The organism is Niastella koreensis GR20-10 (genome assembly GCF_000246855.1).
GTDB lineage: Bacteria > Bacteroidota > Bacteroidia > Chitinophagales > Chitinophagaceae > Niastella > Niastella koreensis.
The window spans coordinates 180,767-195,745 of the sequence record NC_016609.1 but is presented as its reverse complement, the minus strand read 5'-3'; the positions used below and the strand labels follow the sequence as shown (position 1 = coordinate 195,745).

Below are 14,979 nucleotides of genomic sequence, written 5' to 3'. Positions count from 1 at the left end.
ATTGACGCTGTTACCTTTGGTTACGCATCTCAGTTAGTCAGCAACTCTTCATTCATCCCTATAATGTAATTCAACGGATTACTATAGCACTATTTAACTGTATCAATCAGTCACTTTTTTATTATTAACATAAACCTGTTTTATGAAAGCGAAATTTTATCCACTACGTACTTTGTTTTTTACGCTATTGTTAACATTTAGCATCGCGGAAACTACCAGGGCGCAAGCAATTGTTTTATCAACGAGTGACCGCACAACCGGCCAGGATGGCTCATGGACAAATTTTGGCAATAGGTTTAGGTATACAATTTATGTTACCGGGCCTTTAGATATGGTCGATCCCCGGGTTGTTTGCCCTGTTCCAGGTGGTACATCTTATATAGCGGGCTCAACTACGATTAATGGTGCTCCGTTTCCTGACCTGCCTGGTGGTATAATGCCCTTTACTACAGCAACGCCAATTCCATTACCTGCTTCGTCCTCGCCGTACGATGGGGTTTTTATAAGATTTGAGATGATGATAACTGCAAATACTGGCGTTATTAATAACAGCGCCGTTTTAACGGGAACTAATTTTTCAACTGTAACTTCGGATCCGACAACAACCACCATACGTCCCAGCGATGATTGTTCTCTAAAATTTTATTCGCTTACTACCATGTACTCCCCGGGTTATCTTCCACCTGCTCCTACTTTGTATTGGCCTTATCAGTTTATAAGAGAGGTGAATTTTAATACCGGAGGGGCCACTACTCTCGTTTATGATGGAAAAAACAGCATCGGTTATGAATATGATGCTTCTCTGCCTACCCCTGCCTTTAATTCTTTACCGGCAAACAATGTTTTAACGGATGCTACAGCTATGGCTATGCAGACTGGGTCAACCCGGCTGTATTTTGTAAACAAACCTATCAGCGGTGTACCTGCAGACCTTTGCTATTATGGTACCAACCCTGGCGTTAACAGTGGTAACCCCAGCGCTTTCCGGCTTAAAAACCAACCCCTTACAACAAATACTACCTCGCTCATTACCCGAATGACTATGGATACCCAGGGGCAGGGATATGCCATAACAGATGATGGCTTGGAATTTATCCGTTTCACGGCAGATGCCACCAGTGTTACTGTAACTAAACGTGGCGCTCTTGTCGATGACATAAGTAATGGCAGTAATAGTGTATTACTTGAGAACGGTGGTGATATTGTTTGTGATGGATCCGGCAACCTGATCCTGATCACTTTTGCGGGTAAGGTTTACAAAATAAACAACGCCGCTAATGACAATGTCGCTACCTGGGTGTACAGTATCCCTAATTTCCCTTCAACCGGCTGCCAGTCGGTAGCTATCGGTCCTGACGGAACTTTTATCATTGGCGGGCGTTATTTGAACGTGTATAAATATACGCTGTCTACTAATGCGTTTACACAATTGACTGCCACCGGCGGATTTGCAAGCATTGATTTTGCCAGCTGCACCATGCCGCCAAAACCGGCACGCGTAGCAGTAAACGAAACACCCACAGCTCCATTGAACGCTGAAGTATCGGCGCGGGTACTTCCCAATCCATTTAAAAAAGAACTGAATCTGCAGGTACAATTAACCACTGCAGAAAATGTAAAAGTGCGGTTGGTTGATTTTTATGGCAGAACCGTATATACCACCACGAGACAAATGGGAGCTGGAACTAATTCCCTGAACTTATCTGTTCCTGGCAACCTGAGCGCAGGTATTTATGTAGTAGATATCTGGGCCGGCAATAATCACTTGTTGCAGAAAAAATTAGTGAAGCAATAACTTTCCCTGTAATTAACAGAAAGTTTAATAAGTTATAATTTTAAAAAAGTCCTGACGACTCTGTCAGGACTTTTTTAACTTAAGGGCTAAACCCATTCTTTTCATGAAGCCGATCCGATTCACCAGCCTGGTGTTAACTATTCTTGTTATACTATCAGTCTCCCTTCGCACATATGCCCAAACCGATAAGATCATCAGTTACATTGTAGACACTAAAAAGCAGGACCTGCAATTGTACTGGAAGGATGGTAAAGGACAGATCATTCAAAACTTCGATAATTTAAAAAACTATGTAGCCAGCAAAAAAAAGAAGCTGGTATTTGCCATGAATGGCGGCATGTTTCAACCCGATTACACCCCTTGTGGCCTGTACATTCAACAGCAGCAAACTATAAGACCGCTGGTTACCGCATCGGGCAGTGGCAACTTCTTTCTTAAACCCAACGGCGTATTTTATATAAACAACAATAACACCGCAGCTATTTGCACCACACCCGATTTTTCCAATGACAAAAAGCAGGTGAAATGGGCTACCCAATCGGGCCCCATGCTGGTGATCGATGGCGCTATTCATCCTGCGTTTAAACAAGGATCGGCTAATGTAAATATCAGGAACGGTGTAGGTATTCTTCCAGATAATAAAATAGTATTTGCCATCTCGAAAGAGGAAATCAATTTTTACGATTTTGCGGAATACTTTAAGAACCTGGGGTGTAAAAACGCTTTGTACCTGGATGGTTTTGTATCCCGTATGTATTTACCTGAAAAGAATTTATCAGAAACCGATGGTTCGTTTGGCGTAATAATAGGCGTATCAACATTTTAGCATTTACTTACATAGTATAATTCAAAATATGCCGCAAAAAAACGCTACTACTTAGTGGTAAATTTCCTGTTAAGGCTCATCAACTTCCGGCTAAACGGTGTATTTTAGTTTCCAAATGCATAGCGATGTATGAAAGCAGATAAGGCAAGCCAGACAGCGCAATACATGGCTTTATTCCGGGCACTTGAAACCACTCAACCTGCAAATAAACGGCTATTTGTTGATCCGTATGCAGTATCATTTTTGGATGGGAAATTAAACTGGGTTGCACGCCTCTCCTTTCTTTCATTCGTTCGTAATTACGTTCAAAACACTATACACAAAAAAATACCGGGCGCCCTAACCTCAGGCATCGCCCGCACCCGGTATATCGACGATCTGTTACAACAAACTGTTCAACAAAACATACAACAGGTAATAATACTGGGCGCCGGTTTTGATACCCGTGCGCTTCGGCTTGATTATTTATCAAACATTCCTGTTATTGAAATAGACCACCCCAACACTGCCCAGAAAAAAACCTCCATCCTGAAAAAAACACTGGGCCATCTTCCAAACCATATCCATTACTGGCAAATAGATTTTAACAAAGAAAGCCTGCAAGAGCTGGCGGTAAGGGAAAAGCTGGATTTTTCCATTCCAACCACCATCATCTGGGAAGGTGTTACCAATTATTTGAATGCACAGGCGATAGATAGTACCTTCGCTTTCGCCAGTCAGTTTGCCAAAGGTTCCTGCATTATCTTTACCTATGTACATCAACAGGTACTGGACGCGCCCGAAACCTTTTTTGGCGCTCAAAAACTGTTGAAAGACCTGGATGCCATTGAAGAACGCTGGACATTCGGGTTTAGTCCTGAAAAATTATCCGCCTACCTGCAACATTATAATTTCGTACTACTTGAAGACTCCGGAGCATCTGATTACCGCGATAGATACTTGCCCAATCGCCCTGAAAAGGGATATGAATTTTACAGAGTAGCATTTGCATCTAAAGCTTAAAATTTATTTGACATATGGAGTCGCCATCAAACTGGAAACACTTACGTGATATTCTTTTAATGCCTTTCACGGTAACATTTATTATTCCCTATCTGCTATATGATAGCAGGGACCCGTTCATACCGCATACATTAACCACCAAACTAATAGGCTGGTTAATAGCAGTGGGTGGTTCAGCCCTGTTTGTGTATACGGTGTTTCTTTTTAAAATGCTTGGCCATGGAACGCTGGCGCCCTGGGAACCTACCAAAAAGCTGATTGTGGAAGGTCCATACCGCTATTGCCGCAATCCCATGATCACCGGGGTGTTCTTTATGATAACAGGGGAAGGATTAATGCTGTATTCAACCAGCGTACTGGCCTGGGCAGTAGCCTTCTTTATCATCAATACCCTGTATTTTATTTTTGTAGAAGAACGCAGTATGCTGCAACGCTTTGGCAGCGATTATTTAAAGTATAAGAAACATGTACCCCGGTGGATACCGAGGTTGAGGCCGTTTAGATTGTTGAATTCGTAATGTAAGGGGAAACAGGAGCACGTAGAGGCAGGTTTGTAAGTTATTAAGTTCTTGAGTTTATAAGTTTTCAAAAACTCAAAAACTAACGAACCCAATAACTTACGAACCTAATAACCTAAGAACTTTATTTCAACTCCTTTATCTCAACTTTCCTAAAATCAACTGGTTGCCCTTCGCTCTGCAGGGCAATAAAACCTGAAGAAAGGATCTTGCCATCCTGCTTGATCTTTGGATCATAGTTTTCAACCACTCCCCCACCTATCTGCGGTTTGGAGTAGCGCATTACCGTGTCGCCATTTATGATGTGTGTGATGGATGAATCGCCCAGTACGATCAGTTCGGCACGCACCCACTGATCGCCATCGTAGGTTTTGGAAGTAGAATTAATACAATGCCGCGTATCCAGCACGCCATTATAAACAATATTGGTTCCGGGCGAACACATATTGCCGGTAGGCCGGGGCTTGCCATCACCCAAACCACCTAATAACTGAAACTCGATTGAGATTGGCCAGTTCTGTTCTTTGGGCATGGTATGCGGATCCTGCGAATGGAACATAATACCGCTGTTGAGTAATGTATATTCAGGGGCATCTTTCTTCCATTCGCCCGTAAACCGGTATTCAACCACCAGGTGATAATACGAGAAAGGCGTTTTATAATACAGGTGACCGAACTGCTCGTTATAAGCGCCATATTGATCATAGCGCACGTTTATCATACCGTCTTCTACCCGGAATGTATTTCCGAAGTTATCTCCCACTTCGTGATGGTTGATCTTTACCACCCAGTCGTTCAAATCGCGGCCATTAAATAGTTTTACCCAGCCTGTTTTACCAGACTGAACTTTATTGGCGCTGTGACAGGCTGCAATAGCTATGAGGGCAAAACCTAAAATACAGTTGCGGAGGTATGATCCTGTATGCATAAAGGATAATGTTCTTTATACGAAAGTTACAGGATTATTACCGAAGTCTAATGCATATTGATCATTGCTTGTGGTACTACGTTCTTTACAGGTTTGGTTGATTTAAGGAAAGCGAAAATGGCCCTCAGATCATCGTCACTTGCATGTCTGTATTCCTGCCAGGGCATGGGTGGCAATAAGGGGCGGGTGTTATCCAATCCCAGGTACTTCCCTTCACGGATCGCTTTAAAGAATTGCTTTTCGCTCCAGTTGCCAATACCGGTAGAATCAGAAGAAATATTAGCTGAATAAGAAATACCCCATGGGCCAACATAATTGGTCAGCATCTGGTTAAACAGGATCCAGTTTTTGGAGGTGCTGGTATCAAATTTAGCCACCGGTGCATCAGCCGGGTGACCCGATAACAGTCTGTCGGGATCGGGATAGGGTCCCTGGGGTCCCATCTTTTTTGGAGAATGACAATCGTTACAACCCATAATACTAACCAGATAGGCGCCCCGTTTTACCATACTGTCGGGTGATATAGTTACCGTACTGGCGGCTGCAATATGTTCTTCAGCCGCGGGTGTATTACAAAAAACCAGTAGGATGGTGGCGGTTACAGTGATACCCAGCAGTACCAACATTTTTTTCATATACAGGCATTTAGGGTTAAAGTGAAGTATATGATTGAATATACTTCATATAACGACTGTGCTGAATATAAAAAAGCTGATCTACGTTAGGAAATCAGATTCTTGATTTTGATCAAAGAATTATTAAAAAGAAATGCCCCCGATAACATCGGAGGCATTCGTGATAAGATATAAAGCAGCGATTATTTCAGCTCATATTTATACTTGTACCGCTCGAACAACTGCTTTTGTTTGTTCTCCAAACTCACTTCCCGGCCCTGGATAAAAGCGTGTTGAATAATGCTGGTACGCATGTCGAGGATATCGCCATCGCTCACTACAATATTCGCATCTTTACCTGCTTCCAGCGTCCCCGTTTTATCATCAACACCCAGGATCTTTGCTGAGTTCAGCGTAATAGCCTGTAATGCCTGCTCCCTGGTTAACCCATAGGATGCAGCTGTGCCGGCATTGAAGGCCAGGTTGCGATACCTGCTTTCGGCATGTTCATCGTTCAGCGCAAACAGCACGCCGGCCTTTTGCAGCATGGCGGGTGTTTTAAAAGGCTGGTCAACGTCGTCGTCTTCAGCTGCAGGTAATGCATGCTCATCAGACAGGATCACCGCAATATTGTTTTGTTTCAGCAAATCGGCAATTTGAAAGCTTTCACTGGCGCCCACCAATACTACATCAAACCCAAACTCTTTTACAAAGTCAATGGCTATCAGCATTTGCTTTACCTGGTCGGCATGAACAAACAACTTCTGGCTTTTATTGAACAGTCCTTTCAACGCTTCAAACTTCAGGTTGGTTTCCTTATGGTTTGGTTCCTGTAAGTATGCTTTTGCCTGGCGAAACAGGTCCTTGATGTCATCTATCCTTTTCAAGGCCTCTTTTGTAGGGTCGGTATGTTGTTGAGGCACCCCTGCAAATGCAGCAAAGCGGTTGGGTCGGCTTACAAAGGAGGGCATGTTCAGGTGAATGCCATTGTCCATTTTATAGGCCGCATCTTCCCAGTTCCAGGCATCCAGTTGTACAACAGAAGAAGAACCACTGATAACGCCCCCCTGCGGTGTAACGCCCGCCAGTAAAATACCATTTGCTTTCAGGGTGTTGATGATCTTTGAATCGGTATTGTAGGCTACAATGGAACGGATACTGTTGTTGTATTCGCCCAGTTCGAGGTAATCGTTGGAACCCCTAACGCCGTTTCCAATTTCATGCAGACCAAGATCTGTAACCGGTAATATTAAACCGGGATATACCTGTTTTCCTTTTGCATCTACTACTTTGGCATCGGCAGGCACGGAGATATTAGCGCCTACCTGGGTAATTTTTCCGTTATCTACCACAACAGAACCGTTTTCTATAACCTGGCCATTGCCCACGTGTATGGTACCGTTAGTGATAAATAATTTCCCGGCATACGATTTGGCCGGATATACATCTTCCTGCGCCTGAACCGGGATCAGCAACGCCAGGCAGTGTATGAGTATGATTAATTTTTTCATTGTAAACAGTTTAAAATAGTAAGGCAACCGTTTAATTTTTATCTCGCATTAAGCGAGCCATTCACGATTGCCGATTCACGATTAGTTCACATCATTTTCATCTACATCAACCGTGATCAATCCATCATGGTGGTCATGATCGCCACAGCTTAATATAACCTGGTAACTGGGAGTTGCCGGTTGAACCGGGCTGCCACTTCTTTTTTCACCAAGCATTTTCTGCACAAGGCGGTTTTTTTCAGCCGCGATCTTTTTACGCAACTCCTGGTCGCGGGTGCGGTCAAAATAAACAGTACCATCTACGATGGTTTGCTCGGCCTTTGCATAAATGCTTAACGGGTTATCGCTCCATACCACCACATCGGCATCTTTACCCGGTTTTAAACTGCCTACTTTTTCTTCCACATGCAGGGCTTTGGCCGGGTTCAGGGTTACCATTTTAAAGGCATCCTCTTCGGACATGCCGCCGTATTTTACGCTTTTGGCCGCTTCCTGGTTCAGGCGGCGCGCCATTTCTGCATCGTCCGAGTTGATACATACATTCAACCCTACCTTTTGCATTAATGTAGCGTTGTAGGGAATGGCATCCTGTACTTCGGTTTTATACGCCCACCAATCGCTGAAAGTAGAAGCGTTGGCGCCATGCGCTTTCATTTTATCGGCCACTTTATAACCTTCCAGAATATGGGTGAATGTATTTACCCGGAAATTGAAACGCTCAGCCACGCGCATGGTAGACGTGATCTCGCTTTGTACATAGGAGTGACAGGTAATAAACCGCTTTTTATTCATGATCTCAACCAGGGCTTCCAGTTCCAGATCGCGGCGTACAGGCGCAGTTGTTACTGCAACGGCAGGACCTTTCTTTTTGGGGGCCGCAGCCTCCGCCGATTCCCTGCAACCTTTTTCATATTCGCAGGCGCGGGTAAAGGCATCCATCAGCACTTCTTCAACCCCCATGCGGGTGTCGGGAAAGCGGTTGTTGTTTTGGGAGGTAGTGCGTTTTACATTCTCACCCAGCGCAAACTTGATGAAGGGATCAGCTCCTTTGAACTTCAACTCTTCATCATTGACACCCCAGCGCAGTTTTATTAACTGGGTTTGCCCGCCAATGGTATTGGCAGAACCATGCAGGATGTGGGAAGAAGTAACACCACCACTTAACTGGCGATAGATGTTTATGTCTTCGGGATTCAGGTTATCGGCAATCCGTACTTCAGAAGTTACTGATTGTGCGCCTTCATTAATAGAAGCGGCCGCAATGTGTGAGTGTTCATCGATGATGCCCGGGGTAACAAACTTACCGGTAGCGTCAATTACTTTGGCGCCGGGTTCACTCAGGTTTTTACCGATCTGGGCAATCTTTCCGTTCTTTATCAACACATCGGTATTCTCCAACCGGCCTTCTTTTTCATTGGTCCAAACGGTACCGTTCTTAATTAAGATCGTTTCAGCTTGTGGCAGGGAATCCCAGCCATATCCATCAAACGGATATACCACTTTGCCCAGCATGCCCAGCGGCTTTTTGCGGCTGGTATCAGGAGCAGGCGTACCTGCTTTTGCAAAGCTGGCCCACCACAATACGGTATTGCCTTCCGCATCTACTCCATTTCCATTCCACACGTCACCATTTACCGTACCGCCCAACCGGATGGAAGCAGCCCGTGGCTTTTTCTCTGTGGCAAAGCTGATGGTCACCAGTTTGCCATCATAATTGAATTTCGCCTTAATGGTATCCTTGGCGATAATATTAGCCTCGGTAGTGCTTTTTACATCCAGCGTATAACTATTGCTATTACCGGCCGATTTTACCTGGATGGTATATTGCCCCATAATAGACGACCAGTTCTCATCTTTTACATTGTATCGTTCACCCTGCACCCAGTTTTGCAGGATCACTGTTTTTTCTTTAAACACTTCACCGGTGGTGATTAAAAAGCTGGCCACTTTTCCGGCATCGAGGCTTCCTACTTTATCGTATACGCCCAATACAGTAGCCGGCGTTTTGGTTAGGGCTTCCAGTGCTTTGGATTCGCTTAACCCATATTCAAATGCTTTGCGCAAATTGGTAAGGAAGGTTTTAGTGTCTTTCAGTTCCGTTGCGGTTAAACAAAACGGAATGGAAGCTTTTTCCAGCGCAGCAGGATTGCCTGGCGCCAGTTCCCAGTGTTTCATATCGCCCAGGGAAACAAACCGCGCTTCGTTGGGGTCTTCCACATCCATGGCCTGCGGAAAGTTCAATGAGATAATATAGGTGGCTTTAGTGGCTGCGATGTCTTTTATCCGTTGGTATTCGTTACCACCGCCTTTTATGATGTATTGAACGCCAAATTCATCCCCAATGCGATCGGCACGCAGGTCGTTCCATTTATCGCCTGCATCGAATATTTGTGGCAGCGATTGAATTTCGTTCCAGCTTTTCAGCGACAGGTTAACACCTTCGGCAGCCGGATTACTTTTATACCACTGCGCATCGAGGTAAGTCTGGCGAAGTAAAGCAATAGTTCCCATCATGGAGGATGGATAGCTTTGGGTAGAAGTGCCTTTGCTGAATGAATAATTCGCCGAAGCTTTTTCTTTCAGCATCACCAGGTTTTCCTTTTCACTGGCAAGGGTTACCAGTGCGCCGGTACCACGCGCGATACCGTCTTTCTGGTGCGTTAACACAGTTCCAAACCCAATACTGCGTAAAGGTTCGGCTTTGGCGTCATCGGTAATAAATAATTTGGCAGCATCGATCTCGCTTCTGATCGCCTGGTTCCAGCCAAATACGCCCTTGGTATTGGAGGTAAGTTGTGCCGGGGCGCGAAAATCGAATGGCGCTCCCTGCCGTTGCGGAACGGCCACGCCATAGTCGCTGTAAATGTCGATAAAGGAAGGGTAAATAAATTTACCGCTGCAATTGACCACCACCGCATCTTTCGGGATGGTTACCGAAGTACCTGCCGACACTATTTTTCCCTCACGAATGACCAGCGTGGCATTGGTGAGCGTGGTTTGTACGTCCTTTACAATGGTGGCATTGGTGAATGCAAAACATTTTACTTTGGGATCTGCAACGCCATTTACGGGAAAGGTTACCTGTGCCATGGCAGTTGAATGCAGTATGAACATCAGGCCCAACAGAAAAAAGATCTTCCCTGGAGGAAAGAAACAGTACTTTCTCATGTGCTTTTTGGTTTATGATTAAAATCGGGAACAGGGGTCGAATTTAGTTAAATGAACTAATTTAGTCGGGTTAAAAAGTTTTTAACGGTTTAATAAGCTACATGAACATCGCACAATATATCGACCACACCCTGCTAAAACCTGCAACCACCATACATGAGCTTAAAAAGCTATGCGAGGAAGCGATCCAGCATAAATTTTACGCGGTGTGTGTGCCGCCACCGCTGGTGAAAAACGCCAGGGGAATTTTGGTTAACAGTGGGGTAAAAACGGCTACGGTCATAGGCTTTCCGTTTGGTTATTCTGTTGCCCGCGCCAAACTGGTGGAAGCGCAGCAGGCCCTCCAGGACGGCGCCGATGAGCTGGATGTGGTGATAAACCTGATAGCGCTTAAAAGTAAGGCCTGGCAATACCTGGAGCTGGAAATGGAAGCCATTGTAGAAGAAGCCCATGCCCAAAACAGGCTGGTTAAAGTGATTATTGAAAGCGGGATCTTAACAGATGAAGAGATCATTAAATGTTGTGAAATATATGCCAAATGCGGGGTTGATTTTTTAAAAACCAGTACCGGTTATGCCGAAAAAGGCGCCACTATTGAGGCTGTGCAACTGATGCGGGCGCACCTGCCGTCTACTATTAAAATTAAGGCGTCTGGCGGTATACGCACCTATGAGGCGGCAGAACAATACATTAAAGCCGGGGCCAACCGGTTGGGAACCAGTTCGGGAGTAGCTATTGTGACAGGAGCGCCGCAAAATGGCACTTCGGGATACTAACAATATGTCGCAGAGCCTGCCCCGCAACAGCGGGGTTACAAGTTCCAGGTTACAGGGAGAAAACGAATTCCCGGAACCTGGAACTTGTAACCTGGAACTTGTAACCTGGAACTTCTTAAATTATCTTTGGCGAAGATTTTGCTTTTAAATTGGTAGAAGCTGCATAAAACCCATCGCATCAATTCAGTACCAGCTTAATTTATGTGGCTTAAATAAATATATTTCGCATGAAGTACATTATCAGTTGTTTTTTATTGATCCTGTCCCATAGCATCTTTGCCCAAACAGACAGCAATTCGGTGGTGGTGCATAAAGATCCACGGATTGAAATGCTGGAAAAAAAGCAGATCCAGATCAATGAATTGACCACCCGCGATGCCCGCCGCTATGTACAGGGTTTCCGGATACTGGTAATCAGCACCAACGACCGTAATAAAGCCACTACCGCAAAAACTAAAATATACCAGGAATTCCCCGAACTGAAGGCATACCTCCAATGGCAATCCCCTTATATGAAACTGAAGGTGGGTGATTTTAAAAGCCGCGAAGAGGCAGAGCCTTATTTATCAAGCATTCAGCGTTTCTTCCCTTCCGGCGTGTATATCATCCGCGATGTTATTGAGGTGAACCCCGATAAGTCGGGTACGTTGTAGGCTGCAGCACTTTGTTTCCTATTTGCTGTCTTTTTAGTAAATTTGAGAACATTGAATTTTGAGATTATGGCAGTAAATTATGTTTCGGATAATAGCGGTTATACTATTGCTGTACAAATTTCCATTGAAGACTGGAAACGGATAAAGGATAAATATCCTGATGTGGACGAGTTAGATGGTCCACTTCCAGAATGGCAAAAACAATTAATTGATCAGCGATTGGCAGCAATTGAGCAAAATCCTGACAGGTTAAGGCCTATTGATGAATTGTTTTCAGAATTAGATAAAGAAGATTAATCTGCTATGCCTTATAAACTAGTTTACTTTGATGAAGTAAAACAAGATATAAAAGAGGCTAAAGAATGGTATCGTTTACAGTTAAAAGGATTAGAGAAACGCTTTGCACAAGACATCAAAACAACTATTCTACGCCTGAAAGAAAGGCCCACTGTGCACGCCATTCGTTATAAAAACGTTCGAATCGCCCATCCTGATATTTTTCCCTACGCTATCCATTTTTACATTGATGAGTCTTCACAAACTATTGTTATAACAGCTATTACACATAATAGCAGAAATCCCATTTTTTCTCAAAAAAGAACTTAGGAACTATCTATCTTTGTGGCTATGAGCACTTTACAGAAGAAGATCCAAAGCCTGGCAAAAACATACTCTGTTGAGTTTATAGATATTCGCCATCATTTACATGCACATCCTGAATTAAGTTACCAGGAATTCGAGACCTCGCGTTTCGTTCAACATAAATTAACTGAATTTGGCATCCCCTTTACCGTTATGGCCGGCACCGGTGTGGTGGGTTTAATAAAAGGAAAGAACCCTGAGAAGAAAGTGGTTGCCCTGCGGGCCGATATGGATGCGCTCCCCATTACCGAACAAAATGATGTTCCTTATAAATCAAAGAACGAAGGTGTAATGCATGCCTGCGGGCACGATGTGCATACGACCTGTTTACTGGGCGCCGCCAAAATTTTACAGGAGTTAAAAGATGAGTGGGAAGGAACCGTAAAACTGATCTTTCAACCCGGTGAAGAAAGAAATCCCGGTGGCGCCAGCATCCTTATCAAAGAAGGCGTGCTGGAAAATCCAAAACCACAGGGCATCTTTGGCCTACACGTACATCCCCAACTGGAAATTGGTAAACTGAGCTTTCGCGGCGGACAGGTAATGGCCAGCGCCGATGAAATATACATCACCATCAAGGGTAAAGGCGGGCATGCGGCTGCACCGCATTTAACCGTTGATACTGTTCTGGTAGCCTCTCATCTTATTGTTAGCCTGCAACAGATCATCAGCCGTAACAACAACCCGTTATCGCCTTCGGTACTGTCTATCTGTTCAATCCAGGGCGGGCATACCACCAACGTAATCCCCAGCGAAGTGAAGCTGATGGGCACCTTCAGGGCACTTAATGAAGAATGGCGTTTTAAAGCACATGAGCTTATCCGCAAACTGGCTACCGAACTGGTGCATAGCATGGGCGCAGAAATTGATCTGCATATAGATGTAGGTTACCCTACTGTTTATAATAATGAAGAACTGAATAAAACCGCCCGTTCACTGGCCGAACAATACATGGGTAAAGAACAGGTGGAAACTACCGAAGTGCGTATGGGCGCAGAAGATTTTGGCTATTATACCACCCACATCCCCGGTTGCTTTTACCGGTTAGGTGTAATGAATGTAGCTAAGGGTATTACATCAGGCGTGCATACGCCTACTTTTAATATAGACGAGAATGCTATTGAAACCGGCATGGGTATGATGGCCTGGTTAGGTAGCAGTACAACGTTTTAAAGAAAAAACCGGCAGTATTATTGAAACAATACTGCCGGTTTTTTATTCTGCATGGCTATGTCTGCGTCATTAATATACAACCATGTCGAACCTTGAAAAAAAGACAGAAGGTTTGTCTGCGGGTAATTCATTCTCCACATTTTTTATTGCCGGCTTTTTCATCTTCATGCTCACCCTGCTATTTTCAAAGGATTTCTTCTCACGGCCATTGCCAGCAATGAGCATGAGTGTGATAACAGATATCGCCAACAATAAGTGTTGCATACATTTTACTTTAAGGCGTTAGCATTTTTACCAGACAGCTCAATCGAGGACTTGTCATCAGGCCCCATTGTGAGCTTTCCGATGGTTGCCGATAGATCATTCAGATGTGAATCGGTTAATTGCAAATTCAGGTTATTTATAACAGCTTTTCTATGCAGATCAATTCGCGAACTTTCACTGTTGATATTTAACTGATTAAAATGTGCTGCATGATCGTCGGGGCCACCGTAGTTAATGAACAGGTAAGAATGCCTCAGACTTATGTTATAGGAAGCTGCTGAGGTTGAATCTTCAGTACCAAATATTCTGAAGGTACAGTTTGCGCCTGTAAGTTGTACAGAAGGGGGCAGGTAAATATTCACCAGGCTGTTATTCATGCCTTCCGGTTCCTGTTTATCATCGATGTTTTTAGAACTGCCACTAATAACCAGCGTATCGTTTACCATATGGTATTTTATGATATTGGCGTTATTCTTCTCTATATCCACCTTAAGTTTGTAAAAAGGGTATACTGCGCAGCTCCCCATCCCCTTCAGGGAAATAAACCGGGCAGCCGGTACGGGCAAACCGGTCATTTGAACAAACTGATCTCTTTTAAAAGGAGTGAATTCGCCACGCTTATATTTAGCATATACCATCAACTGAACAGTTGTTGTTAGTATAAGGATGGTAAGAAAAATACCTAATAATAATTTATTGCTTGTTTTCATTATTAGCTCTTGATAGTGTTAAGCAAAATGTTGTTTCTTGAATTTTTCAAACCTGGGTTTTAACTCCTCGGGGTCCATCCCCAGCAGGTACATCGTACGAAAAACCTGCGGCAGGTCTTTTTCCACGAAGTCGTTTTTACGATAGGTTTGCGCATTCTTTATTGCAGTGGGCGATACAAAATACCCGATGCCGCGCTGGTTGTAAATGATCTCCTGTTGTTGCAGAAATTCATAGGTACGCATTACGGTATTGGGGTTCACCTCTAACTGCACTGCCAGTTCCCGAACGGATGGAATCCGTTCTTCCACCTTCCATTCTTTTAGCAGGATCTTCTCGCACACATAATCCGCAATTTGTAAGTATATAGCTTGCGATTCTCTGAATTGCATATCATTGTA

Annotated in this window: 17 protein-coding genes; 9 read left to right on the top strand and 8 right to left on the bottom strand. The window is 44.1% G+C overall.

Annotation, left to right across the window (positions count from 1 at the left end; all coding sequences use genetic code 11):
* Window positions 1-375 precede the first annotated feature (375 nt).
* Window positions 376-612 (bottom strand): hypothetical protein, encoded by a 237-nt coding sequence (locus tag NIAKO_RS38910; RefSeq protein WP_165761229.1) that lies wholly within the window; start codon window positions 610-612, stop codon window positions 376-378.
* Window positions 613-724: 112 nt separating this feature from the next.
* Between NIAKO_RS38910 and NIAKO_RS38905 the strand changes: the two genes are divergently transcribed.
* The 4 genes from NIAKO_RS38905 to NIAKO_RS00790 all read left to right on the top strand — a co-directional run bounded on the left by NIAKO_RS38905 (window position 725) and on the right by NIAKO_RS00790 (window position 4,141).
* Window positions 725-1,795 carry a T9SS type A sorting domain-containing protein gene (locus NIAKO_RS38905; protein ID WP_172642118.1) on the top strand — a complete coding sequence of 357 codons (1,071 nt, stop codon included), beginning with the start codon at window positions 725-727 and terminating at the stop codon, window positions 1,793-1,795.
* Between the two features lie 103 nt (window positions 1,796-1,898).
* Window positions 1,899-2,621, top strand: coding sequence for a phosphodiester glycosidase family protein (locus tag NIAKO_RS00800; protein ID WP_014216476.1), 723 nt, complete (start codon window positions 1,899-1,901; stop codon window positions 2,619-2,621).
* Between the two features lie 129 nt (window positions 2,622-2,750).
* Entirely contained in the window at window positions 2,751-3,623 is an 873-nt protein-coding gene (locus NIAKO_RS00795; protein WP_014216475.1) for a class I SAM-dependent methyltransferase, read from the top strand.
* Window positions 3,624-3,637: 14 nt separating this feature from the next.
* Window positions 3,638-4,141 carry a methyltransferase family protein gene (locus NIAKO_RS00790; protein WP_014216474.1) on the top strand — a complete coding sequence of 168 codons (504 nt, stop codon included), beginning with the start codon at window positions 3,638-3,640 and terminating at the stop codon, window positions 4,139-4,141.
* A 124-nt stretch (window positions 4,142-4,265) separates the two neighbouring features.
* Here the strand turns inward: NIAKO_RS00790 and NIAKO_RS00785 are convergent, their stop codons facing one another.
* From NIAKO_RS00785 to NIAKO_RS00770, 4 genes are all read right to left on the bottom strand, one after another.
* Window positions 4,266-5,069, bottom strand: coding sequence for a 3-keto-disaccharide hydrolase (locus NIAKO_RS00785; protein WP_014216473.1), 804 nt, complete (start codon window positions 5,067-5,069; stop codon window positions 4,266-4,268).
* Window positions 5,070-5,116: 47 nt separating this feature from the next.
* Window positions 5,117-5,704, bottom strand: a complete 588-nt coding sequence (locus NIAKO_RS00780) for a hypothetical protein (protein WP_014216472.1) — start codon at window positions 5,702-5,704, stop codon at window positions 5,117-5,119.
* Window positions 5,705-5,886: 182 nt separating this feature from the next.
* Window positions 5,887-7,194 carry an amidohydrolase family protein gene (locus NIAKO_RS00775; RefSeq protein WP_014216471.1) on the bottom strand — a complete coding sequence of 436 codons (1,308 nt, stop codon included), beginning with the start codon at window positions 7,192-7,194 and terminating at the stop codon, window positions 5,887-5,889.
* A gap of 81 nt (window positions 7,195-7,275) precedes the next feature.
* Window positions 7,276-10,362 carry an amidohydrolase family protein gene (locus tag NIAKO_RS00770; RefSeq protein ID WP_014216470.1) on the bottom strand — a complete coding sequence of 1,029 codons (3,087 nt, stop codon included), beginning with the start codon at window positions 10,360-10,362 and terminating at the stop codon, window positions 7,276-7,278.
* 101 nt (window positions 10,363-10,463) lie between these two features.
* On the opposite strand from NIAKO_RS00770, the gene deoC reads away from it, so the two are divergent.
* The 5 genes from deoC (at window position 10,464) to NIAKO_RS00745 (ending at window position 13,606) form a co-directional block, all read left to right on the top strand.
* Complete coding sequence (deoC, locus tag NIAKO_RS00765) at window positions 10,464-11,138, top strand: deoxyribose-phosphate aldolase (RefSeq protein WP_014216469.1); 675 nt, start codon at window positions 10,464-10,466, stop codon at window positions 11,136-11,138.
* A gap of 227 nt (window positions 11,139-11,365) precedes the next feature.
* The gene (locus tag NIAKO_RS00760; protein WP_014216468.1) at window positions 11,366-11,791 is read left to right on the top strand and encodes a hypothetical protein; all 426 of its coding nucleotides are present in this window, start codon (window positions 11,366-11,368) and stop codon (window positions 11,789-11,791) included.
* A gap of 51 nt (window positions 11,792-11,842) precedes the next feature.
* Window positions 11,843-12,088, top strand: a complete 246-nt coding sequence (locus NIAKO_RS00755; protein WP_133055249.1) for an addiction module protein — start codon at window positions 11,843-11,845, stop codon at window positions 12,086-12,088.
* Window positions 12,089-12,094: 6 nt separating this feature from the next.
* Window positions 12,095-12,397, top strand: a complete 303-nt coding sequence (locus NIAKO_RS00750; protein WP_014216466.1) for a type II toxin-antitoxin system RelE/ParE family toxin — start codon at window positions 12,095-12,097, stop codon at window positions 12,395-12,397.
* Window positions 12,398-12,418: 21 nt separating this feature from the next.
* Window positions 12,419-13,606, top strand: coding sequence for a M20 metallopeptidase family protein (locus NIAKO_RS00745; protein WP_014216465.1), 1,188 nt, complete (start codon window positions 12,419-12,421; stop codon window positions 13,604-13,606).
* 69 nt (window positions 13,607-13,675) lie between these two features.
* Here the strand turns inward: NIAKO_RS00745 and NIAKO_RS00740 are convergent, their stop codons facing one another.
* From NIAKO_RS00740 to NIAKO_RS00730, 3 genes are read right to left on the bottom strand one after another with little or no spacing between them, the layout of a single operon-like run.
* Window positions 13,676-13,870 carry a hypothetical protein gene (locus NIAKO_RS00740; protein WP_014216464.1) on the bottom strand — a complete coding sequence of 65 codons (195 nt, stop codon included), beginning with the start codon at window positions 13,868-13,870 and terminating at the stop codon, window positions 13,676-13,678.
* 5 nt (window positions 13,871-13,875) lie between these two features.
* The gene (locus NIAKO_RS00735) at window positions 13,876-14,580 is read right to left on the bottom strand and encodes a hypothetical protein (protein WP_041346151.1); all 705 of its coding nucleotides are present in this window, start codon (window positions 14,578-14,580) and stop codon (window positions 13,876-13,878) included.
* Between the two features lie 18 nt (window positions 14,581-14,598).
* On the bottom strand, window positions 14,599-14,970 hold the full coding sequence (locus tag NIAKO_RS00730) for a GntR family transcriptional regulator (RefSeq protein WP_014216462.1): 372 nt from the start codon (window positions 14,968-14,970) through the stop codon (window positions 14,599-14,601).
* Window positions 14,971-14,979: the final 9 nt, after the last annotated feature.

Coding starts and splice junctions, on each gene's coding strand:
- deoC (WP_014216469.1), top strand. CDS start 10,464: ATGAACATCGCACAATATATCGACCACACCCTGCTAAAACCTGCAACC.
- NIAKO_RS38910 (WP_165761229.1), bottom strand. CDS start 612: ATGGTGGTTGTTGTCGGATCCGAAGTTACAGTTGAAAAATTAGTTCCC.
- NIAKO_RS00790 (WP_014216474.1), top strand. CDS start 3,638: ATGGAGTCGCCATCAAACTGGAAACACTTACGTGATATTCTTTTAATG.
- NIAKO_RS00775 (WP_014216471.1), bottom strand. CDS start 7,194: ATGAAAAAATTAATCATACTCATACACTGCCTGGCGTTGCTGATCCCG.
- NIAKO_RS00770 (WP_014216470.1), bottom strand. CDS start 10,362: ATGAGAAAGTACTGTTTCTTTCCTCCAGGGAAGATCTTTTTTCTGTTG.
- NIAKO_RS00795 (WP_014216475.1), top strand. CDS start 2,751: ATGAAAGCAGATAAGGCAAGCCAGACAGCGCAATACATGGCTTTATTC.
- NIAKO_RS00780 (WP_014216472.1), bottom strand. CDS start 5,704: ATGAAAAAAATGTTGGTACTGCTGGGTATCACTGTAACCGCCACCATC.
- NIAKO_RS00740 (WP_014216464.1), bottom strand. CDS start 13,870: ATGCAACACTTATTGTTGGCGATATCTGTTATCACACTCATGCTCATT.
- NIAKO_RS00800 (WP_014216476.1), top strand. CDS start 1,899: ATGAAGCCGATCCGATTCACCAGCCTGGTGTTAACTATTCTTGTTATA.
- NIAKO_RS00730 (WP_014216462.1), bottom strand. CDS start 14,970: ATGCAATTCAGAGAATCGCAAGCTATATACTTACAAATTGCGGATTAT.
- NIAKO_RS00735 (WP_041346151.1), bottom strand. CDS start 14,580: ATGAAAACAAGCAATAAATTATTATTAGGTATTTTTCTTACCATCCTT.
- NIAKO_RS00750 (WP_014216466.1), top strand. CDS start 12,095: ATGCCTTATAAACTAGTTTACTTTGATGAAGTAAAACAAGATATAAAA.
- NIAKO_RS00760 (WP_014216468.1), top strand. CDS start 11,366: ATGAAGTACATTATCAGTTGTTTTTTATTGATCCTGTCCCATAGCATC.
- NIAKO_RS00745 (WP_014216465.1), top strand. CDS start 12,419: ATGAGCACTTTACAGAAGAAGATCCAAAGCCTGGCAAAAACATACTCT.
- NIAKO_RS00785 (WP_014216473.1), bottom strand. CDS start 5,069: ATGCATACAGGATCATACCTCCGCAACTGTATTTTAGGTTTTGCCCTC.